This is a genomic window from Pseudomonas jessenii (genome assembly GCF_002236115.1).
Classification (GTDB): Bacteria; Pseudomonadota; Gammaproteobacteria; order Pseudomonadales; family Pseudomonadaceae; genus Aquipseudomonas; species Aquipseudomonas jessenii.
Map to the genome: position 1 here is coordinate 815,942 of NZ_NIWT01000001.1, position 20,743 is coordinate 836,684.

Annotated in this window: 13 protein-coding genes and 1 pseudogene; 6 read left to right on the forward strand and 8 right to left on the reverse strand. The window is 60.8% G+C overall.

Features of this window, described 5'->3' with window-relative positions; translation table 11 throughout:
* Window positions 1-38 precede the first annotated feature (38 nt).
* Window positions 39-1,448, forward strand: coding sequence for a GntR family transcriptional regulator MpaR (gene mapR, locus PSJE_RS03685; protein ID WP_090455062.1), 1,410 nt, complete (start codon window positions 39-41; stop codon window positions 1,446-1,448).
* Window positions 1,449-1,598: 150 nt separating this feature from the next.
* On the opposite strand, the gene PSJE_RS03690 is transcribed toward mapR, so the two are convergent.
* From PSJE_RS03690 to PSJE_RS03725, 8 genes and pseudogenes are all read right to left on the reverse strand, one after another.
* Window positions 1,599-2,345: an SDR family oxidoreductase gene (locus PSJE_RS03690; protein WP_057714967.1), complete on the reverse strand. Its 747-nt coding sequence runs from the start codon at window positions 2,343-2,345 to the stop codon at window positions 1,599-1,601.
* Between the two features lie 85 nt (window positions 2,346-2,430).
* Window positions 2,431-4,548 (reverse strand): putative bifunctional diguanylate cyclase/phosphodiesterase, encoded by a 2,118-nt coding sequence (locus tag PSJE_RS03695; protein WP_057714968.1) that lies wholly within the window; start codon window positions 4,546-4,548, stop codon window positions 2,431-2,433.
* 312 nt (window positions 4,549-4,860) lie between these two features.
* On the reverse strand, window positions 4,861-6,342 hold the full coding sequence (locus PSJE_RS03700; RefSeq protein WP_090455061.1) for an efflux transporter outer membrane subunit: 1,482 nt from the start codon (window positions 6,340-6,342) through the stop codon (window positions 4,861-4,863).
* Window positions 6,339-9,446, reverse strand: a complete 3,108-nt coding sequence (locus tag PSJE_RS03705) for an efflux RND transporter permease subunit (protein ID WP_090455060.1) — start codon at window positions 9,444-9,446, stop codon at window positions 6,339-6,341. The genes PSJE_RS03700 and PSJE_RS03705 overlap by 4 nt, the downstream gene beginning before the upstream one ends.
* Window positions 9,443-12,547, reverse strand: a complete 3,105-nt coding sequence (locus PSJE_RS03710) for an MdtB/MuxB family multidrug efflux RND transporter permease subunit (protein ID WP_057714971.1) — start codon at window positions 12,545-12,547, stop codon at window positions 9,443-9,445. Before PSJE_RS03710 ends, PSJE_RS03705 begins: the two co-directional genes overlap by 4 nt.
* Window positions 12,544-13,860: an MdtA/MuxA family multidrug efflux RND transporter periplasmic adaptor subunit gene (locus tag PSJE_RS03715; protein WP_090455059.1), complete on the reverse strand. Its 1,317-nt coding sequence runs from the start codon at window positions 13,858-13,860 to the stop codon at window positions 12,544-12,546. Before PSJE_RS03715 ends, PSJE_RS03710 begins: the two co-directional genes overlap by 4 nt.
* A gap of 177 nt (window positions 13,861-14,037) precedes the next feature.
* Complete coding sequence (tpx, locus tag PSJE_RS03720) at window positions 14,038-14,538, reverse strand: thiol peroxidase (RefSeq protein WP_090455058.1); 501 nt, start codon at window positions 14,536-14,538, stop codon at window positions 14,038-14,040.
* Between the two features lie 147 nt (window positions 14,539-14,685).
* A pseudogene (locus PSJE_RS03725) lies at window positions 14,686-15,128 on the reverse strand (SRPBCC family protein).
* Window positions 15,129-15,305: 177 nt separating this feature from the next.
* On the opposite strand from PSJE_RS03725, the gene PSJE_RS03730 reads away from it, so the two are divergent.
* From PSJE_RS03730 to PSJE_RS03750, 5 genes are all read left to right on the forward strand, one after another.
* Window positions 15,306-15,731: a YciI family protein gene (locus PSJE_RS03730; protein WP_090455057.1), complete on the forward strand. Its 426-nt coding sequence runs from the start codon at window positions 15,306-15,308 to the stop codon at window positions 15,729-15,731.
* A gap of 364 nt (window positions 15,732-16,095) precedes the next feature.
* Complete coding sequence (locus tag PSJE_RS03735) at window positions 16,096-16,887, forward strand: hypothetical protein (RefSeq protein ID WP_090455056.1); 792 nt, start codon at window positions 16,096-16,098, stop codon at window positions 16,885-16,887.
* 11 nt (window positions 16,888-16,898) lie between these two features.
* A complete protein-coding gene (locus PSJE_RS03740) occupies window positions 16,899-18,350 on the forward strand; it encodes a DUF1254 domain-containing protein (protein WP_090455055.1) in 1,452 nt (483 codons plus the stop codon).
* A 27-nt stretch (window positions 18,351-18,377) separates the two neighbouring features.
* Window positions 18,378-19,781 (forward strand): DUF1254 domain-containing protein, encoded by a 1,404-nt coding sequence (locus tag PSJE_RS03745; RefSeq protein WP_090455054.1) that lies wholly within the window; start codon window positions 18,378-18,380, stop codon window positions 19,779-19,781.
* Window positions 19,782-19,793: 12 nt separating this feature from the next.
* Window positions 19,794-20,741 carry a SphA family protein gene (locus PSJE_RS03750; protein ID WP_090455053.1) on the forward strand — a complete coding sequence of 316 codons (948 nt, stop codon included), beginning with the start codon at window positions 19,794-19,796 and terminating at the stop codon, window positions 20,739-20,741.
* Window positions 20,742-20,743: the final 2 nt, after the last annotated feature.

A 20,743-nucleotide genomic window follows, 5' to 3' on the forward strand; every position in this document is an offset into this window, starting at 1 on the left:
GCCACAATTAATCGAACAGACTCCATTGCGGGACACCGATGAAACGCTACGAAAAATTCGCCGACGACATCGCAGAACTGATCCGCTCCGGCGTCCTGGGTCCCGGCCAGCGGGTGCCGTCGGTGCGCTACGCCAGCCAGACCTACGGGGTCAGCCCGTCGACGGTGTTCCAGGCCTATTACCTGCTGGAGCGTCGCGGCCTGATCCGCGCTCGGCCGCGCTCCGGCTATTTCGTCAACGCCCACGCACCCCGGCCGTTTTCCGAGCCGGTGATCAGCAATGAGGTCAACGAGTCGACGGAAGTAGACGTCAGCGAACTGGTGTTTTCGGTGCTCGACTCGATCAAGGACCCGAACACCGTGCCCTTCGGCTCGGCGTTCCCCAGCCCGACGCTGTTTCCCCTGCAACGTTTGTCCCGCTCTCTGGCCAGCGCCAGCCGCGACATGGATCCGCGCATGGTGGTCACCGACATGTCGCCGGGCAACCCGCAACTGCGCCGGCAAATCGCCCTGCGCTATATGGTCGGCGGGCTGATGTTGCCCATGGAGGAACTGCTGATCACCAACGGCGCCCTCGAAGCCCTGAACCTTTGCCTGCAAGCGGTGACCGAACCTGGCGATCTGGTGGCCATCGAAGCCCCGGCGTTCTACGCCTGTCTGCAAGTACTCGAACGCCTGAAACTCAAGGCCGTGGAAATTCCCGTGCACCCGCGCGATGGCATCGACCTCGGCGTACTCGAGCAAACCCTGGAACGGCATCCGATCAAGGCCTGCTGGTGCATGACCAGTTTCCAGAACCCCATGGGCGCGACCCTGCCCGAGGCCAAGAAACAGCAGCTTGTGGAATTGTTGCGGCGCCACCAGGTGCCGCTGATCGAAGACGATGTCTACGCCGAACTCTATTACGGCCAGCAAGCCCCGAAACCGGCCAAGGCCTTTGATACCGAAGGCCTGGTGATGCACTGTGGTTCATTCGCCAAGAGCCTGGCCCCTGGCTACCGCATCGGCTGGGTGGCTGCCGGGCGTTTTGCGCAAAAGATCGAACGGCTGAAACTCATGACCTCGCTGTGCGCCTCGATGCCGGCCCAGGCGGCAATCGCCGATTACCTGCAACACGGCGGCTACGACCGGCACCTGCGTAAATTGCGCCACGCCCTGGAAGACCAGCAAAGCGCCATGCTCGCCGCCATCGCCCGCTATTTCCCGGCGCAGACGCGGGTCAGCCAACCGGCCGGCGGGTACTTTCTGTGGCTGGAATTGCCGCAGCAGATGGATTCGTTGAAATTGTTCCAGATGGCATTGGCGCAAGGCATCAGCATTGCACCGGGGCCGATCTTTTCACCGACCCAGCGCTTCAGGAATTGTATTCGGTTGAATTACGGCAGCCCGTGGACCGAGGACTCGGAGAAGGCGATGGAGACGTTGGGGCGGATTGTGCGGTCGTTCTGACAGCGCCATGTCGTTTTATAAATTGCTATCGCGAGCAAGCTCGCTCCCACAGGTTTCTCTGTACACACAAGATTTGTGAGCACTTGAGATCCACTGTGGGAGCGAGCTTGCTCGCGATGAGGCCAGCGCAGACAACGCTTGTCTCAGGAACTAACGCCCACCACCAAGATCAACAAAAGTCCCCGTCGCATAAGAAGCCTTGTCCGACAACAACCAGACAATCGCCTCCGCCACTTCATCCGGACGGCCGCCCCGCGCCATCGGAATCGCCGATTCCAGCTTGCTGACCCGATCCGGATCGCCGCTCAAGGCATGGAAATCGGTGTAGATGTAACCCGGACGCACGGCGTTGACCCGAATCCCCTCACCCGCCACTTCCTTGGACAGGCCGATGGTGAAGGTGTCCAGCGCGCCTTTGGACGCTGCGTAATCCACGTACTCGTTGGGCGATCCCAAACGCGAGGCGACCGACGACACGTTGACGATGCTGCCACCCTGCCCGCCGTGCCTGGGCGACATGCGCAGGATCGCGTGCTTGGCACAGAGCATCGGCGCCAGGACGTTGGTTTTCATGATTTTGAGAATGCGGAACTCGGACATCTCGTCGACCCGGGACTTCTGCCCGACGGTGCCGGCGTTATTCACCAGCGCGGTAACCCGCCCCAGCTCACTGTCCACCCGATTGAACAGCGCGATCACTTCGTCTTCGATGCTGACGTCGGCCCGTACCGCAATGGCTTGCGCACCGAGGGCGCGGACTTGCTCCAGCACGCCGAATGCAGACTGTTCGTCCGCCTGATAGTTGATGCAGATCCGATAGCCCTGCGCGGCGGCCAACAGAGCGGTGGCGGCACCGATGCCGCGGCTACCGCCGGTGATGACGATGACTTTGTCCATGCGAGCTTTCCCCCAATCAAAGCTTAAGCGGTCGGGGGCAAGAATAACCGCCATTGGCGGTTTTTGCATGGCTTCACATCAGCTGTCATGTCATCGACATCTCGCGCCTGGCACTGGCTTTCAACTGCTCGACCAACTGCTCCCCGCGATGGATTTCCACCATGAAGCCTGCGGCCGGCAGCGGATGCCCCAGCAGGTAACCCTGCAACGAATCGCAGCCGAGCTGAGTCAGGAAGTCCTGCTGCACACCGGTTTCCACGCCTTCGGCGACGATGCGCAACCCCAGCGCCTGACCGAGGGCAACGATGGCCGAAACGATGGCGGCGTCATCGCTGTCGCGCTCCAGGTCCCGGACAAAACCGCGATCGATCTTCAGCTCGTTGGCCGGCAGGCGTTTGAGGTACATCAAGCTCGAATAGCCGGTACCAAAATCGTCGATGGACAGGTCGACACCCATTTCCGACAGTTCCTGCAGCACCGTCATGCTCGCATCGGCATCGCTCATGGCGGTGGTTTCGGTGATTTCCAGGGTCAGGCTGTTGGGTGGCAGATGGTGCGTCGCCAGCGCCCTGGCGACGCTCTGGACCAGCCCGGCATGGCAAAACTGAATGGCCGAAAGGTTCACCGCGATGCGCCAGTCGGTGTAGCCCAACACGTACCACTCGCGCATCTGACGGCAGGCTTCGTTGAGCACCCACTCGCCGATCGGAATGATCAGCCCGGTTTTTTCCGCCAGTTCGATGAATTTGTCCGGCAACAGCATTCCTTGAGTCGGGTGTTCCCAGCGCAACAAGGCCTCGGCGCCCACTGGTCGGCCATTGGCGGCGTCGAACTTGGGTTGGTAATGCAGGCTGAATTCCTGCTGTTCCACGGCATTGCGCAGATCCTGCAGCAATTGCAGCTGTTTGCGGGCGTTGTTGTTCATCGAGACATCGAAAAAGCTGTAGCCGTTTTTACCCGCGCCCTTGGCGTGGTACATCGCCGCGTCGGCGTTCATCAGCAGTTCGTGGGCGGACTGCCCGTTACCCGGGTAGAGCGCGATGCCGACGCTGGCGGAAATGTGCAAATCATGTTCGGCAACCCGGAACGCACGCGCGATCAACCCGACCTGACGGGCCGCCAGGTTCAAGGCGTCGTTCTGTTCGCTCAATTGCACCAGCAACACGAACTCATCGCCGCCGATCCGTGCCAGGGTGTCCTGGCTGCGCAAGTCTTCGCGCAGGCGCAGGGCCACTTCGCGCAACAACAGATCACCCATGTGGTGGCCGAAGGCATCGTTGACCGGTTTGAAGCCGTCCAGGTCGATGAACATCAGGGCAAAGCACCCCCCTTCTTCCCGGACCCGCGACATGGCCTGATCGATTCGATCGGCGAGCAAGGTCCGGTTCGGCAACCCGGTGAGGGTGTCGTGCAGGGCCAATTGGGTCAGCTCACGGTTGGCCTCGGTCAGCGACTGGGCCAGGCTCGCGGTGCGAGCCTCCAGGCGTGCATCGAGGATCGAGGTCAGCAGGGCAATGCTCAGCACCGCCAACGTGGTGATCAGCACCAGGTTGTCCAGGCCATTGCCGCTCAATCCATTGACCGCCGCGCCACAAAAACTGCCGTCGGCAAAGCGTGCGGCGGCCATCCCGGTGTAGTGCATGCCGACGATGGCGATGCCCATGATCACGGCGGCGCCACCACGGATCAGACGGACATAAGGCGTGTGCTGGCGCAGATGGAAAGCGATCCACAATGCTGCGCCCGAAGCACCGACAGCGATCAGCAGCGAGGCGCCGAACAGCGTCGGGTCATAGTCGATGCCCGGTTGCATGCGCATGGCAGCCATGCCGGTGTAGTGCATCGCGCTGATGCCGGCGCCCATGACCAACGCGCCAAAGGCCAGTTGCCAGGCCGGCAATTGCGGCTGGCTGACCAGCCACAGCGCAAAGCCGCTGGAGAGCACGCCGATCAGCAACGACAACAGGGTGATGGTCCCGTCGTACCCTAGGTCGATCGGCAACTTGAACGCGAGCATGCCGATAAAGTGCATCGACCAGATGCCGATGCCCATGGCAACGGCCCCGCCCGCAGTCCATAAATGCACTGCGCGGCCTTTGGCGGTGGCAATGCGTCCGGTCAGGTCGAGTGCGGTGTATGAGGCGAGAATCGCTACACAGAGCGAAATGATGACCAGGGTGGGGGAATAGCTGCCGATGAGCATGGAGACTTCTCGCGAAAGCCCCCTTGTTAATGGCTTTCATTCTCGGGTGGGGGCAAATGCGGCGATTGTACTGATTCCAAATGAGAACGCACTCACAAAATGAGCAAAGGGCCATCAGTCCGATGAAACGCTTGTTTTAAGGTTTTACATTAACTTGCTTCAAGCTGCTGGCACCTGCCACAAGGAAGGAGTCGAGAGCACAAAACCTGTGGGAGCGAGCTTGCTCGCGATGGCTGCGTCACATTCAGCATGGATGTTGCCTGACCCACTGCTATCGCGAGCAAGCTCGCTCCCACAGGGATTGCAGCTACGCTATCGGTTTTCGCTCACCTCAAGCTGCCCGCCCCAGCCACCCCCCAACGCGGCAATCAACTGCACACTGGCTATCAGGCGGCTTTGCAACAGGTCCAGGTTGCTGCGTTCATTGTTCAGCGCCGCCGCCTGGGTCACCACCACATCGATGTACGCGATCAAACCGGCCTTGTACTGGTTCTGGGTCAGGCGCAACGATTCACGGGCGGCATCCAGTGCCTGTTGGCGCACGACGGCTTCATCCTCAAGCACCTTGAGCTGCACCAGGTAGTTTTCCACTTCGCGGAATCCGTCCAGTACGGTCTGGCGGTACTTGGCCACCGTTTCGTCATAGGCCGCTTCACTGCGGTCGACTTCCGCCGAGCGCTGACCACCGTCGAACAGGGTCATGGCCAATTGCGGTCCGACCGACCAGAAGCGGTTCGGCAGGCTGAACAAGTCTTTCGAGGTACTGCTGCTGTAACCACCGTTCAAGCTCAGGGTCAGGTCCGGGTAATAGGCAGCCTTGGCCACACCGATGTTGGCGTTGGCGGCCATCACCGAGCGCTCGGCCGAAGCGATGTCCGGGCGACGCTCCAGCAACTGCGAAGGCAGCGCCAGCGGTACTTGCGGCAATTGCGGGATGTCCTGGCTTTGCGCCAGGCTGAACTCGGCCGGCGGCAGGCCGATCAGCACAGCGATGGCGTTCTCGAACTGGGCGCGTTGCCAGATCAGGTCGATCATATCGGCTTCGGTGCTTTTGAGCTGTGTCTGGGCCTGGGCCACCGCGTCCTTGCCCGATACGCCTGCGCGGTACTGGTTTTCGGTCATCTTCAACGAACGCTGATATGCCTCGACCGTGTCCTGGAGCAAGCGTTTCTGGCCATCGATCACGCGCAGTTGCAGGTAATTCTGCACCAGCTCCGACTGTTGACTCAGGCGCATGGCCGCCAGATCGGCAAAGCTTGCCTGGGCATTGGCAGTGTCGGCTTCGAGGCCTCGGCGCAGCTTGCCCCATACGTCCGCTTCCCAACTGACGCCCGCCTGGGCCGAGTACGTGTCGCGAATACCGCTGGACGAACTGCTCAGGCTGGAACTGCTGCTGCCGGTGCCCTGGCTTGAACGGTTCTTGCTGACGTTCAGGTCCACCGTCGGGAAAAACGCCCCGCGTGCACTGCGCACCAAGGCCTGGGCCTGGCGGTACTGCGCTTCGGACTGGGCGACGGTCTGGTTGGCGCTGTTGAGTTTTTCGATCAGGTCGTTGAGCTGACGGTCGCCATACAACTCCCACCACGCGCCACGCGCCAGGGCATCGCTCGGGTTGGCCTGACGCCAGCCCTCCGCTGCCTTGTACTGCGCAGGCTCGGCGGTTTGCGGGCGCTGGTAATCCGGGCCGACGGCGCAGGCACTGAGCATCGCCACGCACAGTGACAGGCTCAACAGGCGCGAGCCTCGAGCCGTGATCAGCGGTGCAGCCAGGTTGAAAAGCGAACGGTCAGTCATAGCGGAGTTTCCAGAGCAACATCAGTGCGCACCCCGCGCCATTTATTGAAGCGATGGCGCAGGTTGTCGAGATAGAGGTAAACCACCGGGGTGGTGTAAAGCGTCAGTACCTGGCTGAAGATCAGCCCGCCGATGATGGTCAGGCCCAGCGGCTGGCGCATTTCCGCCCCTTCGGCGCGGCTCAGCAGCAACGGCAAGGCACCGAGGATCGCCGCCAGGGTGGTCATCAGGATAGGTCGCAAACGTTGCAGGCAGGCGCTGCGGATCGATTCCAGCGGTGCCATGCCCTGGTTTCGTTCCAGTTGCAACGCCAGGTCGATCATCAGGATCGCGTTTTTCTTCACCACGCCGATCAGCAGAAACAGCCCCAGCAACGAAATCAGGCTGAACTCGCCACCCAGCGCATAGATCGACAGCAACGCGCCGACCCCGGCCGACGGCAGGGTCGAGAGAATCGTCAGCGGGTGAATGTAGCTTTCGTACAGCACACCCAAGACCAGATACACCGCCACCAGCGCCCCCAGAATCATCCACGGCTGACTTTTTTGGGTCGCCGCGAAAGCGTTGGCTGTGCCGGCCATTTTCGCGATCACGTCTTCCGGCAGGCCGACCTTGGCAATCGCCCGCTCGATGGCGGCACCGCCCTGCTCCACGGTCACGCCTTCGGCCATGTCGAAGGCAATGCTCTCCGAAGCAAACTGGCCTTCGTGGCTGACCCGGTCGTTTTCCAGGCTGTTTTCGTAATGGGCGATGGTCGACAGCGGGATTCGCGCGCCGTCAGCGGTGATCACCTGGACTTGCGTGAGGGTGATCGGGTCCTGGGCGTATTTCGGATTGACCTCCATCACCACCTGATACTGGTTAAGACTGTCGTAGATGGTCGAAATCTGCCGCTGACTGTAGGCGTTGTTCAGCACCGCCGTGACCATGTCCATGTCGACACCCAGACGCTTGGCCTGGTCTCGGTCGACGATCAGGGTTACTTGGCGGGCGCCCCGGCCTTCCCGCGCATCGATCGCCGTCAGCTCCGGCAAGGCCCTGAGCGCGGTGACGACTTTCGGATACCACTCGCGCAATGCCCCCAGATCCCCGCTCTGCAGGATGTACGAGTATTGCGAGGTGGTCTGCTCACGGCCACCACCGAATTGCAGGTCCTGGTCCGCCATGAGCATCAGTTGTGCCCCGGGAACCTTGGGCATTTCCTTGCGCAGGCGTTCGATGACTTTCTGCGCGGAAATGCTGCGCTCCTTGATCGGCTTGAGGCGCACCAGCATGAAGGCGTTGTTGGTGCCGTTATTGCCGCCAATGAACCCGGCGACGCTTTCTACCGCCTCATCCTTCAACACCGCCCGACGGAAAATCTCCATCTTCGGCTGCATCACGCTGAACGACAGGCCGTCGTCGCCGCGCACGAAACCGATCAGCTGACCGGTATCCTGCTGAGGTAGAAACGTTTTAGGAACAACCACATACAACGCAATGTTCACACCAATTGTCACGAACAGACTGAGCAAGGTCAGGCGCTTGTGGCGCAGCACCCAGTCGAGGCTGGTAGCGTATTTGCCGACCATCCAGTCGTTGGTCCGCCGGCTCCAGCGTTGCAGGCGGTTCTCCTGCCCCGGCGTGTGCGGCTTGAGCCAGCGAGCGCAGAGCATCGGGGTCAGGGTCAACGACACCACCAGCGAGACCACGATGGCCGCCGCCAGGGTGATGGAGAATTCGCGGAACAGGCTTTCGATGATCCCGCCCATGAACAGGATCGACAGGAACACCGCCACCAGCGACACGTTCATCGACAGCAAGGTAAAACCGACTTCCTGGGCGCCGAGGTACGCGGCCCTCATCGGCCGCACGCCTTCGTCGATGTGCCGGGAAATGTTCTCCAGCACCACGATGGCATCGTCCACCACCAGCCCGGTGGCCAGGATCAGCGCCATCAGCGACAGGTTGTTCAGCGAAAAACCGTAGAGGTACATCACGGCAAAAGTACCGACCAGCGACACCGGCACCGCCAGGGTCGGGATCAGCGAGGCACGGAAGTTACCGAGGAACAGGAACACCACCAGGATCACCAGCGCCACGGCGATCAGCAGGGTCATTTCCGCCTCGTGCAGCGTGGCCTTGATCACCGGCGAGCGATCCATGGCCAGGTTCAGCTTGACGCTGGCCGGCAGCACCGCCTGCAACGCCGGCAGCTGGGCCTTGATCTCGTTGACCGTCTCGATGATGTTCGCACCGGCCTGGCGGTTGATCACCAGCAGCACCGCCGCGTCGTCGTTGAAGAAACCGCTGTTGTAACGGTCCTCGACGCCATCGCTGACCTTGGCCACATCCTTCAGGCGCAGGGCCGCGCCACCGTTGTAGTGGATGATCAGCGACTCGTAGTCCTTGGCTTTTTCCAGCTGATCGTTGGCCTGGACCTGCCACAGCCGCTGATCGTCTTCCACCGAGCCCTTGGGCCGGCGCACGTTGGCATTGGCGATGGTGTTGCGCACATCGTCCAGGGCCACGCCGTACTGGTTCAATGACTGCGGTTCAAGCTCGATACGTACCGCCGGCAACGAACTGCCGCCGATCTGCACCTCGCCGACACCCTGAACCTGGGACAGGCTCTGAGACAGGATGGTCGATGCCAGGTCATAGAGCTGGCCTTTTTCCAGCACGTCCGACGTCAGCGACAGCACCATGATCGGCGCCTGGGACGGGTTGACCTTCTTGTAGGTCGGCATGCTGCGCATCCCGCTCGGCAGCAGGGTGCGCGAGGCGTTGATCGCTGCCTGCACTTCCCGCGCCGCGCCGTTGATGTCGCGGTCCAGGTCGAATTGCAGGATCACCCGGGTCGAACCCTGGCTGGACCGGCTGCTCATGGTGTTGACCCCGGCAATGCTGCCGAAAGAACGCTCCAAAGGCGTGGCCACGGTCGACGCCATCACCTCGGGGCTGGCCCCGGGCAGGCTGGCCTGGACCACGATCACCGGAAAGTCCATTTGCGGCAGGGGCGACACGGGCAGCAAACCGAAGCTCACGCCGCCCAGCAGCATGATCGCCAGGCTCAGCAGCATGGTCGCGACCGGGCGCTTGATGAAAGGGCCGGAAAGGTTCATGGCTGCTCTACCGCTTCCACGGATTCAGGCTTGCGGCCCCAGCGCCGACCGAGACGGTCGAAGTACAGGTAGATCACAGGCGTGGTGAACAGCGTCAGAATCTGGCTCAGCAACAGGCCGCCGACCATCACCAGACCCAGCGGTTGGCGCAGTTCCGCGCCGGAACCGGTGGCCAGCATCAACGGCACGGCGCCGAACAAAGCCGCCAGGGTGGTCATCAGGATCGGCCGGAAACGCAGCAATGCCGCCTGATAGATCGCCGTTTGCGGGTCCATGCCCTGGTTGCGTTCGGCGTCAAGGGCGAAGTCGATCATCATGATCGCGTTCTTCTTCACGATGCCGATCAACAGGATGATGCCGATGATCGCGATCATGCCCAGGTCGTTGCCGCTGAGGATCAACGCCAGCAAGGCGCCCACCGCCGCCGAAGGCAAGGTCGAGAGAATGGTGATCGGGTGGATGTAGCTCTCGTAGAGCACACCCAGCACGATGTACATGGTCACCACCGCCGCCAGAATCAGCAGCAAGGTGCTCGACAACGAAGCCTGGAACGCCTGCGCCGCGCCCTGGAACTGGGTCTGCACGCCAATCGGCATGCCGATGTCCTTCTGCACCTGCTCGATGATCTCGACCGCATGCCCCAGCGCCACGCCGGGCGCGAGGTTGAAGGACATCATCACCGCCGGGAACTGGCCGATGTGGGTGATCGCCAGTTGCGCCTGACGCTCCTCGACATGCGCCAGGCTGGACAGGCGCACCTGACCGCCATCGGTGGTCTTGACGTGAATCTGCTCCAGCGCCTGCGGGCCGATCTTCTCGCCGGACTGCGATTGCAGCACCACGCGGTACTGACTGGCCTGGGTGTAGATCGTGGAAATCTGCCGCTGACCAAAGGCGTCGTACAGCGCATCGGTGATGTTCGACACCGACACACCGACCCGCGACGCCGCATCGCGGTCAATCACCAGATAGACCTGCAAGCCCTTGTCCTGCAAATCGCTGGCGACGTCGGTCAATTCCGGCCGGTCGGCCAAAGCCTCGACCAGACGCCCGCTCCACAGGCTCAGCAGCTCCGAGTCCGGCGACGACATGCTGAACTGATACTGCGTGCGGCTGACCCGGTCTTCGATGGTCAGGTCCTGCACCGGCTGCATGAACAGGCGGATGCCGACCAGTTTGTCCAGTTCCGGTTGCAGGCGGGCAATCACTTGCATGGCGCTCAGGTCGCGGTCGTTGTGCGACTTGAGGTTGATCAGCAACCGGCCGCTGTTGAGGGTCGAGTTGTCGCCGTCCACGCCAATGTAGGAGGACAGGCTCTCGACCGCCGGGTCGGCCAGGATGACCTTGGCCAGTTCCTGCTGGCGCTCGCTCATGGCGGCGAAGGAAATCGATTGCGGCGCCTCGGAAATGCCCTGGATGACGCCGGTGTCCTGCACCGGGAAGAAGCCCTTGGGCACCACCATGTACAGCAATACCGTCAGCGCCAAGGTGCCAATGGCCACCATCAAGGTCAGCGGCTGGTGCTTGAGCACCCACTGCAACTTGCGCCCGTAGGCGGCGATCATCCAGTCGATGAACGCACCACTGGCACGGTAAAAACGGCCCTGCTCTGCTTCCTTGGGTTCACGCTTGAGCAACCGCGCGCACATCATCGGCGTCAGGGTCAGGGAAACGACCAGGGAAATCAGGATCGCTACCGCCAGCGTAATGGCAAATTCGCGGAACAAGCGACCGACCACGTCCGCCATGAACAGCAGCGGAATCAGCACGGCGATCAGCGACAACGTCAGGGAGATCAGGGTGAAACCGATCTGCTTGGCGCCCTTGAGCGCCGCGTTCAGCGGGCTGTCGCCCTCTTCGATAAAACGCGAAATGTTCTCCAGCATGACGATCGCATCGTCCACCACGAAACCGGTGGCGATGGTCAGGGCCATCAGGGTCAGGTTATTGACCGAGAACCCAGCCAGGTACATCACGCCGAACGTACCGATCAGCGACAGCGGCACGGCCACCGACGGAATGATCGTGGCACTGGCGCGACGCAGGAACAGGAAGGTGACCATGACCACCAGGGCGATGGCGATCAGCAATTCGTGCTGCACGTCCTTGACCGAGGCGCGGATGGTCTGGGTACGGTCGGTCAGCACCACTACGTCGAGGCCGGCCGGCAGGTTGTCGGTGATGCTCGGCAGCAGGGCCTTGATCCGGTCCACCACCTCGATCACGTTGGCGCCGGGCTGACGCTGGATGTTCAGCAGCACGGCCTGGTTCTCGTTGGCCCACGCGGCGAGCCGCTCGTTCTCGGCGCCGTCGACAATCTCCGCCACGTCCTTGAGCCGCAACGGCGCGCCGTTGGCGTAGGCCAGGATCAGGTTGGCGTAGTCCTTGGGCGACGTCAGTTGATCGTTGGCATCGAGCATCGAGACCCGGGTCGGGCCGTCGAAGTTGCCTTTGGGCTGGTTGACGTTGGAGGCGCCGATCAGCGTGCGCACATCCGACAGGTTCAGGCCGTTGGCCGCCAAAGCCTCGGGATTGACCTTGATCCGCACGGCCTGGCGTTGACCACCGGCAATGCTGACCATGCCGACGCCACTGATCTGGGCAATCTTCTGCGCCATGCGCGTATCGACCAGATCGTTGAGCTTGGGCAACAACATGGTCTTGGAAGTGATGGCCAGGGTCAGCACCGGCGTATCGGCCGGGTTGACCTTGTTGTACACCGGCGGTGCCGGCAGGTCCTTGGGCAACAGGTTGGTCGCGGCGTTGATCGCCGCCTGCACTTGCTGCTCGGCCACGTCCATGTTGATGTCGAGGCTGAACCGCAGGGTCAGCACCGACGCGCCGCCGGAACTGGTGGACGCCATTTGCGTCAGGCCGGGCATCTGCCCGAACTGCCGCTCAAGTGGTGCGGTCACCGCGCTGGTCATGACATCCGGACTGGCGCCGGGGTACAAGGTCATGACGCGAATGGTCGGGTAATCGACCTGGGGCAACGCCGACACCGGCAGCAACCGGTAGGCGATGACGCCGGCCAGGATAATCGCCAGCATGCTCAGCGTGGTGGCTACCGGGCGAAGGATGAACAGCCGCGAGAGATTCATGCGCCGCCCTTTTTCGCCTTGTCGGTGGTCGCAGGCTCAGCCGCGTTGACCGCCGATTTGCCTTGCAGGTGTTCGGTCGGCGTGGTCGGCACGTCCTGGCTGTCGTTGACCACCTCTACATCGCTGCCGTCTTTCAGGCGGTCAGTGCCTTCCAGTACGACCCGATCGCCCGCCGACAGTCCTTCGGTGACCACAGTGTTCAGGCCGTCACTGGCGCCGACCTTCAACTGACGGATCTTGACCTTCTTGTCACCGTCCAGAACATAGGCGAACGTGCCGTTGGTGCCGAACTGGATCGCGGCGGAAGGCGCCAGTACCACGTCTTTGAGGGTGTCGGCCAACAGGCGCACATTGACGAACTGGTTGGGGAACAGCGACTGATCGCGGTTCTCGTAACGGGCCTTGAATTTCAGGGTGCCGGTGGTGACGTCAATCTGGTTGTCCAGGCTCTGCAGCACGCCAGTGGCTTGCAGTTTGGTATCGCCGCGGTCCCAGGCTTCAGCCGGCAATTTGGCGCCGCTGCGATAACGGGCCAGCACGGTGTCGAGGCTGTTTTCCGGCAGGGTGAAGGCCACGCTGATCGGTTGGGTCTGGGTGATGATCGCCAATGCGGTGGTGTCGTTGGCCGCTACCAGGTTGCCGACGTCCAGTTGACGCAGGCCGACGCGACCGGTGATCGGGGCGCGGATCCTGGTGAATTCGAGGTTGAGCCTGGCGTCGTTGACCGCCGCCTGATTGGTCTTGACCGTGCCCTGGAACTGACCGACCAGCGCTTCGGCGGTGTCCAGGGTCTGCTTGGCAATACTGTCTTCGCGGTACAGGCCGCGATAGCGCTCGACGTCGACCTGGGCGTTTTTCAGCTGCGCCTGATTCTGTAGCAAGGTGCCCTCGGCCTGAAGCAAGGCATTCTGGTAAGGGCGCGGGTCGATTTCGACGAGCATGTCGCCGGCCTTGACCATCTGCCCTTCTTCGAAATAGATCTTGACCAACTCACCGCCAACGCGACTGCGGACATTGATGGTGTTGAGCGCCGTGACCGTGCCCAACGCCTTGAAATACAGCGGGAAGTCACCGGTGACTGCCGGAGCCACTCGCACCGGCACCGGCCCGGACGCGCCACCGAATCCCGGGCGCATCCCGCCCGACCTGCCGGTATGCCCGGCGACGGCTTTCTGCCCCGTAGCCTCTTTGGGTGCAGCGCTGCCGGGCCAGAATTTCCAGCACAGGCCAGCGATGACCAACAGGACAAGCAGGCCGAACAGCCAGCGACGAGGACTACGGGAAGCGGAGGATTGCATTGAGTGATCAACCATTGGGCGCGTGGGCTTTTTTACATGAGGCTGAACGATAAGCACTGGCGGGTCTTAAGCAAAGCGCCTTTACCGGCAATTTACCTTCGGCTTACGTAACAGGAGAATTATCCAAGACACTGAAACACAAATGAAAACGGCCTGGACAGGGCCAGGCCGTTAAACATTGTAAAGCCCGGCTTATTTCAGAACAGCAAGTGCCGCGTCATAGTTCGGCTCGTCAGCGATTTCGCCAACCAGTTCGCTGTGCAGCACGTTGTCGTTTTCGTCCAGAACCACGACGGCACGAGCGGTCAAGCCTTTGAGCGGGCCGTCGGCGATGGCCACGCCGTAGTTCTGGATGAACTCGGCACCACGCAGGGTCGACAGGTTCTGTACGTTTTCCAGGCCTTCGGCACCGCAGAAACGGGCCTGGGCGAACGGCAGGTCAGCGGAGATGCACAGCACGACAGTGTTGTCGACGCTGCTGGCCTTGGCGTTGAACTGGCGCACGGAGGTGGCGCAGGTCGGGGTATCAACGCTTGGGAAGATGTTCAGCACTTTGCGCTTGCCGGCAAAGTTCTTCAGGGTGACGTCGGACAGATTGCCGGCAACCAGGGAAAAGGCTGGCGCCTTGGAACCGGCTTGTGGCAGTTGGCCGTTGACTTGAACCGGGTTGCCTTTGAGAGTGACTTGAGCCATGAACGGAGTCCTTCTGAACGTTGTGGTGGAGAATTTTGACGAGGCCGAAGTTAACCACGAAATTGTCCGACGACCTATGGTCAAACATAAATTGTCATGTATCAGAGCACAAAACTGGATACAACCCACAATCCTGTGGGAGCGGTGCTACTTGAGTAACTGCAGCATATTGCGATGTCGCGCCTCGAAAATCCTCCGCATGTAGCCATTGACCAGCAACCACTCCAATGGCGCCCCCCCATCGCCGAATACGTCACCCGGTCGGTATATAGCGTACCGCCCTCTCCCGCCTCGACCCGATGTTCATGACGAAAGGCACGCATCGGTCCCTTTAGCATCTCGTCGATGAAATGCATTTCACCGACTTCACGGATCACCACCGTCCAGTCCGACGGAATCACATTGAACATCCAGTGGCGAAAGCGGAATTGCCGCCCGGCTTCAATCCGCAAGTTGTTCAGATCGATATCGCCCAGCGGGGTAATGCGTTCGGGAAAAATCCTTGGGAAATTGACGCCTTCCAGGCAGAAATCGAGGACCTGTTCGGGCGTGCGACCTGGGATGAGTGTGGTGAGTTCCAGAATTGGCATACAGGAAACATTCCTTTGATCGTTGGACAGGCGCGCCAGAAATACGGTGTAGCGAAATGGCGGTCGAAATGAAACCTGCCAAAGTGTCTGCTACGACAATTTTTCGAGGGGCTGTCGATTTGCAACGCAGCCATTCGACCATTAAGCGAGTCACTCAAATACAACGGAGACATCACCATGCGATTTATGATCATCATCAAGGCCAGCCAGGATTCCGAAGCCGGCGTGATGCCCAGCCAGGAACTGCTGACCGCCATGGGTAACTACAACGAAGAACTGGTCAAGGCCGGCATCATGCTCGCGGGCGAAGGCCTGCACCCGAGCAGCAAAGGCGCTCGTATAAAGTTTTCAGGTGACAAACGCACGGTGATCGACGGCCCCTTCATCGAAACCAAGGAACTGATTGCCGGTTTCTGGTTGTGGAAAGTGAAGTCCAAGGAAGAAGCCATCGAATGGGTCAAGCGCTGCCCCAACCCGATGCCGGGCACCGAGGCCGAGATCGAGATTCGCCAGGTGTTTGAAGCGGAAGATTTTGGTGCAGAGTTCACACCGGAACTGCGCGAGCAGGAACAGCTGGTTTGGGAACAGGCGAAGAAGAACTGAGGTTGACTGAACCGGCTATTGCTTGAGTTTCCTGTGGGAGCGAGCCTGCTCGCGAAGAGGTCGTCATATCCAACGCATATATTGACTGACAGGCCGCCTTCGCGAGCAGGATCGCTCCTGCATCGGCTAGACAGCTACTTAACTTGTTTGGGCAAACGCTTGATCCGTATTAACTTTTTAGTACACGAAATTAACGAGAAACTGCCCATAAAACGAAAGAATTAATCCTTCCTACTGGTTAACCCGCAGTTAACTGCTAAGTTCATCTGACGAGTCCTACAGGCTTGATCGGAAAGGGATTACGCAGTTACGGCCAGATTCAGGGGCCGTCTGCCCAATCAGCCACCAGGGAACGGGGGGATTAATGTCTAAGAATTTGCGGAAGTACGCCTTTGTATGGGTGACTTCATTCGCACCTGCTTTTTGTGCTCACGCGGATAACGCCGAGACCGCCAACAAAAGCAACAACCCGCTGAACCTGGCACCCGGTATAAACCTGCAGGATTACTACACACCCAAGCTGTTCGATACCAACGCTCACACCAATGATGCGCTGCTGCGCGGCGCCCTTCCGATGGCAGCCAATGACGTCATAGGCGTCCCGCAGTTGCTGCGCGTCACGCTCCCCGTCAGCACCCGACCCGATCCGCACAACGGCTACAGCACCGGCATCGGCGACCTGAACGTGTTCGACATTTTCCTGCTCAAGACCGAAGGCGTGCAGCTGGGCATCGGCCCGCAAATCACTGCGCCGACCGCCGAGCAGGATGAACTGGGAACTGGCAAATGGCAGGCCGGCCTGTCCGCCATCGCCATCGACTCCTCGCCGCGCGGACTCCTCGGCGCACTGGTGCAATACCAGAGTTCGTTCGCCGGTGATCACGACCGCCCTCACGTGGAATCTGCGACCTTCCAGCCGTTCATCATCCACAACCTGGAAAAGGGCTGGTACCTGCGTTCCACCGGCACCTGGACATTCGATCTGAAGAACGACACGCACTACATCCCCATCGGTTTGGGTGGCGGCAAAGCGTGGAAATCCGGCAGCAATATCATTAACGCCTTTGTTGAACCGCAATGGACCGTGGATCACAAAGGCAAAGGCCTGCCGCAGTTCACGCTGTACGCAGGGATCAACGTGACCTTCGGCAAATAAGGATTCTCTCTATGCACGGTGCCATTCGCGCAGCCGGTTTCAGCCTGATGACCATGTTCGTCAGTTGCGGGGTCGGTGCCCAGGACCTGGACACCCGTATCGGCAAAATCGCCATGGAGGGCGAAATGCCGGCCCATGAATCCATTGCCAGACTGTATGCCGAACTGGATTTCCAGCAAGCGACTCAGAGTTACCTCTGGGCGTTGCCGCTGGTGTCTTACGCGCAATGGCAGGAAGAGTTCCGCGACAAGCTGGGCGCCCGCAGCGGCGACCTGATGGTGCTCAACAGTTACGAAGACAAGCTCGGCGTGATCACCGCCAATGCCACCACGCCATACATCCTCGGCTTCGTCGACCTCAACGAAACCGGGCCGCTGGTGATCGAACTGCCACCCGGCCCGACTGCGGGCGGTATTGGTGATTTCTGGCAACGGGCGATCATCGACATGGGCCAGACCGGTCCGGACAAAGGCAAGGGCGGCAAGTACCTGGTACTGCCACCGGGCGCCGAGCCGCCGGCCGATGCCGGTAAATATTACCTGGCCAAGTCGGAAACCATGAACGTGCTGGTAGGTTTTCGTGTGCTCGACCCGGACCCGGCCAAAGGCAAGGCACTGGTCGAGCAATTCAAGATGTACCCGTACGCCAAAGGCGCCGAGCCGACCAAGACCAAACTGCTCTCCCCCGCAGGCAAAGCCTGGTCCGGCACCCAGCCGCGGGGCCTCGCATACTGGGAACGCTTGCACCAGATCATTCAGAAGGAACCGGTCAACGAACGCGACCGTTTCTACATGGCCATGCTCGCCAGCCTTGGGATCGAGAAGGACAAGCCGTTCAATCCCACCGAAGCCCAGCGCAATGCCCTGGAACAAGGCGCGGAGGTCGGTGAGCTGATCGCCAAGGCCAATACCTTCGCCAAGCGTTTCCCCGGTGCCCAGTACTGGCCGGACCGGCAGTGGGACACCGTGCTGAACATCGCCGAGCCATCACAGCGCGTCGCCTACTATGACCAGCTGTGGGAACGCAGTGCCTGGTTTTACGAGGCAGTGACCAACACTAAAGGCATGGTTTCGAAGACCCCGGGGTTGGGCCAGACCTACCTCGGTGCCTACACCGACGCCAAGGGCAACTGGCTCGACGGCGGCAAGAGCTATCGCCTGCACGTCGGCGCCAACCCGCCGGCCAAGCAGTTCTGGTCGATGACCGTATACGACATCGCCAGCCGCTGCCTGATCGACAACCCGCAGCGCAAGGCCGATTTGTCGTCCCGTCAAGATCTGAAAAAGTACGCCGATGGCTCGGCGGACCTGTACTTCGGTCCGACCGCGCCACAAGGCTTCGAGAGCAATTGGGTGCAAACCCTGCCGGGCAAACACTGGTTCAGCTACTTCCGCCTGTATGCCCCGACCGAAGCCTATTTCGACAAGAGCTGGAAACTCGACGACATCACGGCCGTTGAATGACGCCCGGACATTCACCAAGGAAGTACGATGAATAACCGCAATTTGCTGCTGACCGGCCTGACCCTTGCCCTGAGTACCAGTGCCTGGGCCGACTTCACCGCCACCCCGGAAGAAGCCCGGGGCATTGCCAGGGAAGCCTATCTGTACGGCTTCCCGGTGGTAGAGATGTACAAGACGCTCTACACCCAGGCCGTGGACAGGAAGAGCCCGAACTTCAAGGCGCCGTTCAACCAGATCGGCAACACGGCCAAGGCTTTCACCGCCAGGGACACCGCGTTCGTCACGCCGAATGCCGACACGCCCTACTCCTTCGTCTGGATGGATTTGCGCGCCGAGCCGGTGGTACTGACCCTGCCGGCCATCGAAGAACACCGCTACTACTCGGTGCAGCTGATTGATGCCTACACGCAGAACTTTGCGTACCTGGGCACCCGCAGCACCGGCAACAACGGCGGCCACTTCATGGTCGCCGGGCCGAACTGGCAGGGCCAGCAACCGCTGAACATCGACCGTTTGCTACGCAGTGAAAGCAACATTGCCTATGCGCTGTATCGCACCCAGCTATTCGATGAAAAGGATTTGGCCAAGGTCAGGCAGATCCAGAAGGGTTACAAGGTTGAAAGCCTGAGCCATTACGATAAACGCAAAACCCCGCCTGCCGCGCCGAAGATCGACTGGCCAAAACCCACGCCGACCATGAGCGAAACCCCGGACCTGTTCCGTTACCTGAACTTCATGCTGTCGTTCGCTCCGGCCCAGGATGTCGAGAAGGACCTGCTTGCGCGCTTCGCCAAAATCGGTGTCGAAGCCGGCAAGCCGTTCAAGCTGACCGACCTCAGCGCCGAGCAACGCAAAGCGCTGGAAGACGGCATCAGCGATGCCAAGGCTGAGTTTGCCGAGTTCAAGAACACCAAAGTCGATACCCACGAGGTCAGCAGCGACGATCTGTTCGGCACCCGCGATCACCTCAAGGGTAATTATCTGTACCGCTATGCTGGCGCCAACATGGGGATCTTCGGCAACTCCGCCGAAGAGGCCAACTACATCGGTTATTTCGTCGACAAGGACGGCAAGCCGGTCGATGCGTCGAAAACCGACTACACCCTGCACTTCGACAAGGGCGCCCTGCCCCCGGCCGATGCGTTCTGGTCGCTGACCATGTACGACGGCAAGAACAAATTGCTGGTGGCCAACCCGCTCAATCGCTACCTGATCAACTCGCGCATGCTGCCCGACCTCAAGCTCGATGCCGATGGCGGCCTGACCCTGTACGTGCAGCACAAGGCACCGGCCAAAGACCTGCAAAGCAACTGGCTACCAGCCCCGGGTGGTCCGTTCTACGGGATTTTGCGTTTGTATCTGCCAAAACCGGAAGTCACCAACGGCCAATGGCACATGCCGTTGCTGACTCCTGTCACCCCAAAACAATAAACGGAGTCAGGCATGTTCAGGCCTCTCGTAGTGCGCCCCTTGTTGGCGCTGTGCATGGTCAGCGGTAGTCCATTGGTACTGGCGGCCGAGGGCGGTGTCGGTCGCCCCATCACCGGGCAGCAAGTGTTTTCCAACGCCGGGATCGTGCCCCCGGAGCCGGGTTGGGTCATGTCCCTGACCAGCATCTGGTACGACGGCGAACTCAAGGGCAGCGCTCAAGTGCCGATCGTGGGTGCCATCAGTACCGGGCTGGACATGAAGGTTTCCTACACCATGGCCAACTTCACCCATGTCTGGGACACCGGCAAGGGTCCCTGGAACTATGCATCGGCCATAGGCGTGCCAGTGCAGTACACCGACATCACCGCCAACGTGACCGGTCCCCGTGGCCGTACCCTGGGCACCTCGGACACCGGCACCCAGTTCGCCGACATGCTGGTGACCCCGATTGCGGCCGGCTACCACTTCGACGAACTCAACCACATCTCGCTCTCGCTGCCGATCTACGTGCCGACAGGCGCCTACAACGTCGATCGCCTGGCCAACCCCGGGCAGAACAATTACACCTTCATGCCTACCGTGGCGTTCACCCACCTGGATGGCAAGGGCGGCGAATTCACCCTGTCGAGCGGCCTGGAGTTCTACACCGAGAACGACGCCACGGATTATCGCAACGGCAACATTTTCACCCTCGATGCACTGTGGACCCACGGATTCGGCAACGGCTGGAACGCCGGCATGGTGGCAGGCTATATCCAGCAGGTCACCGATGACTCCGGATCCGGCGCAACCAGTGGCTTTCGCGGGCGCTCCGTCGGCGCTGGCCCGACAGTGGGCTGGACCGGCAAGTTCGCCGACGCCCAGGCCAATATCAGTGCTCGCTGGGTCCCGGAGTTCGATACCAAGAACCGGCCTGAAGGCAATGGTTTCAGCGTCAACATGACCCTGGCGTTTTTCTAGGA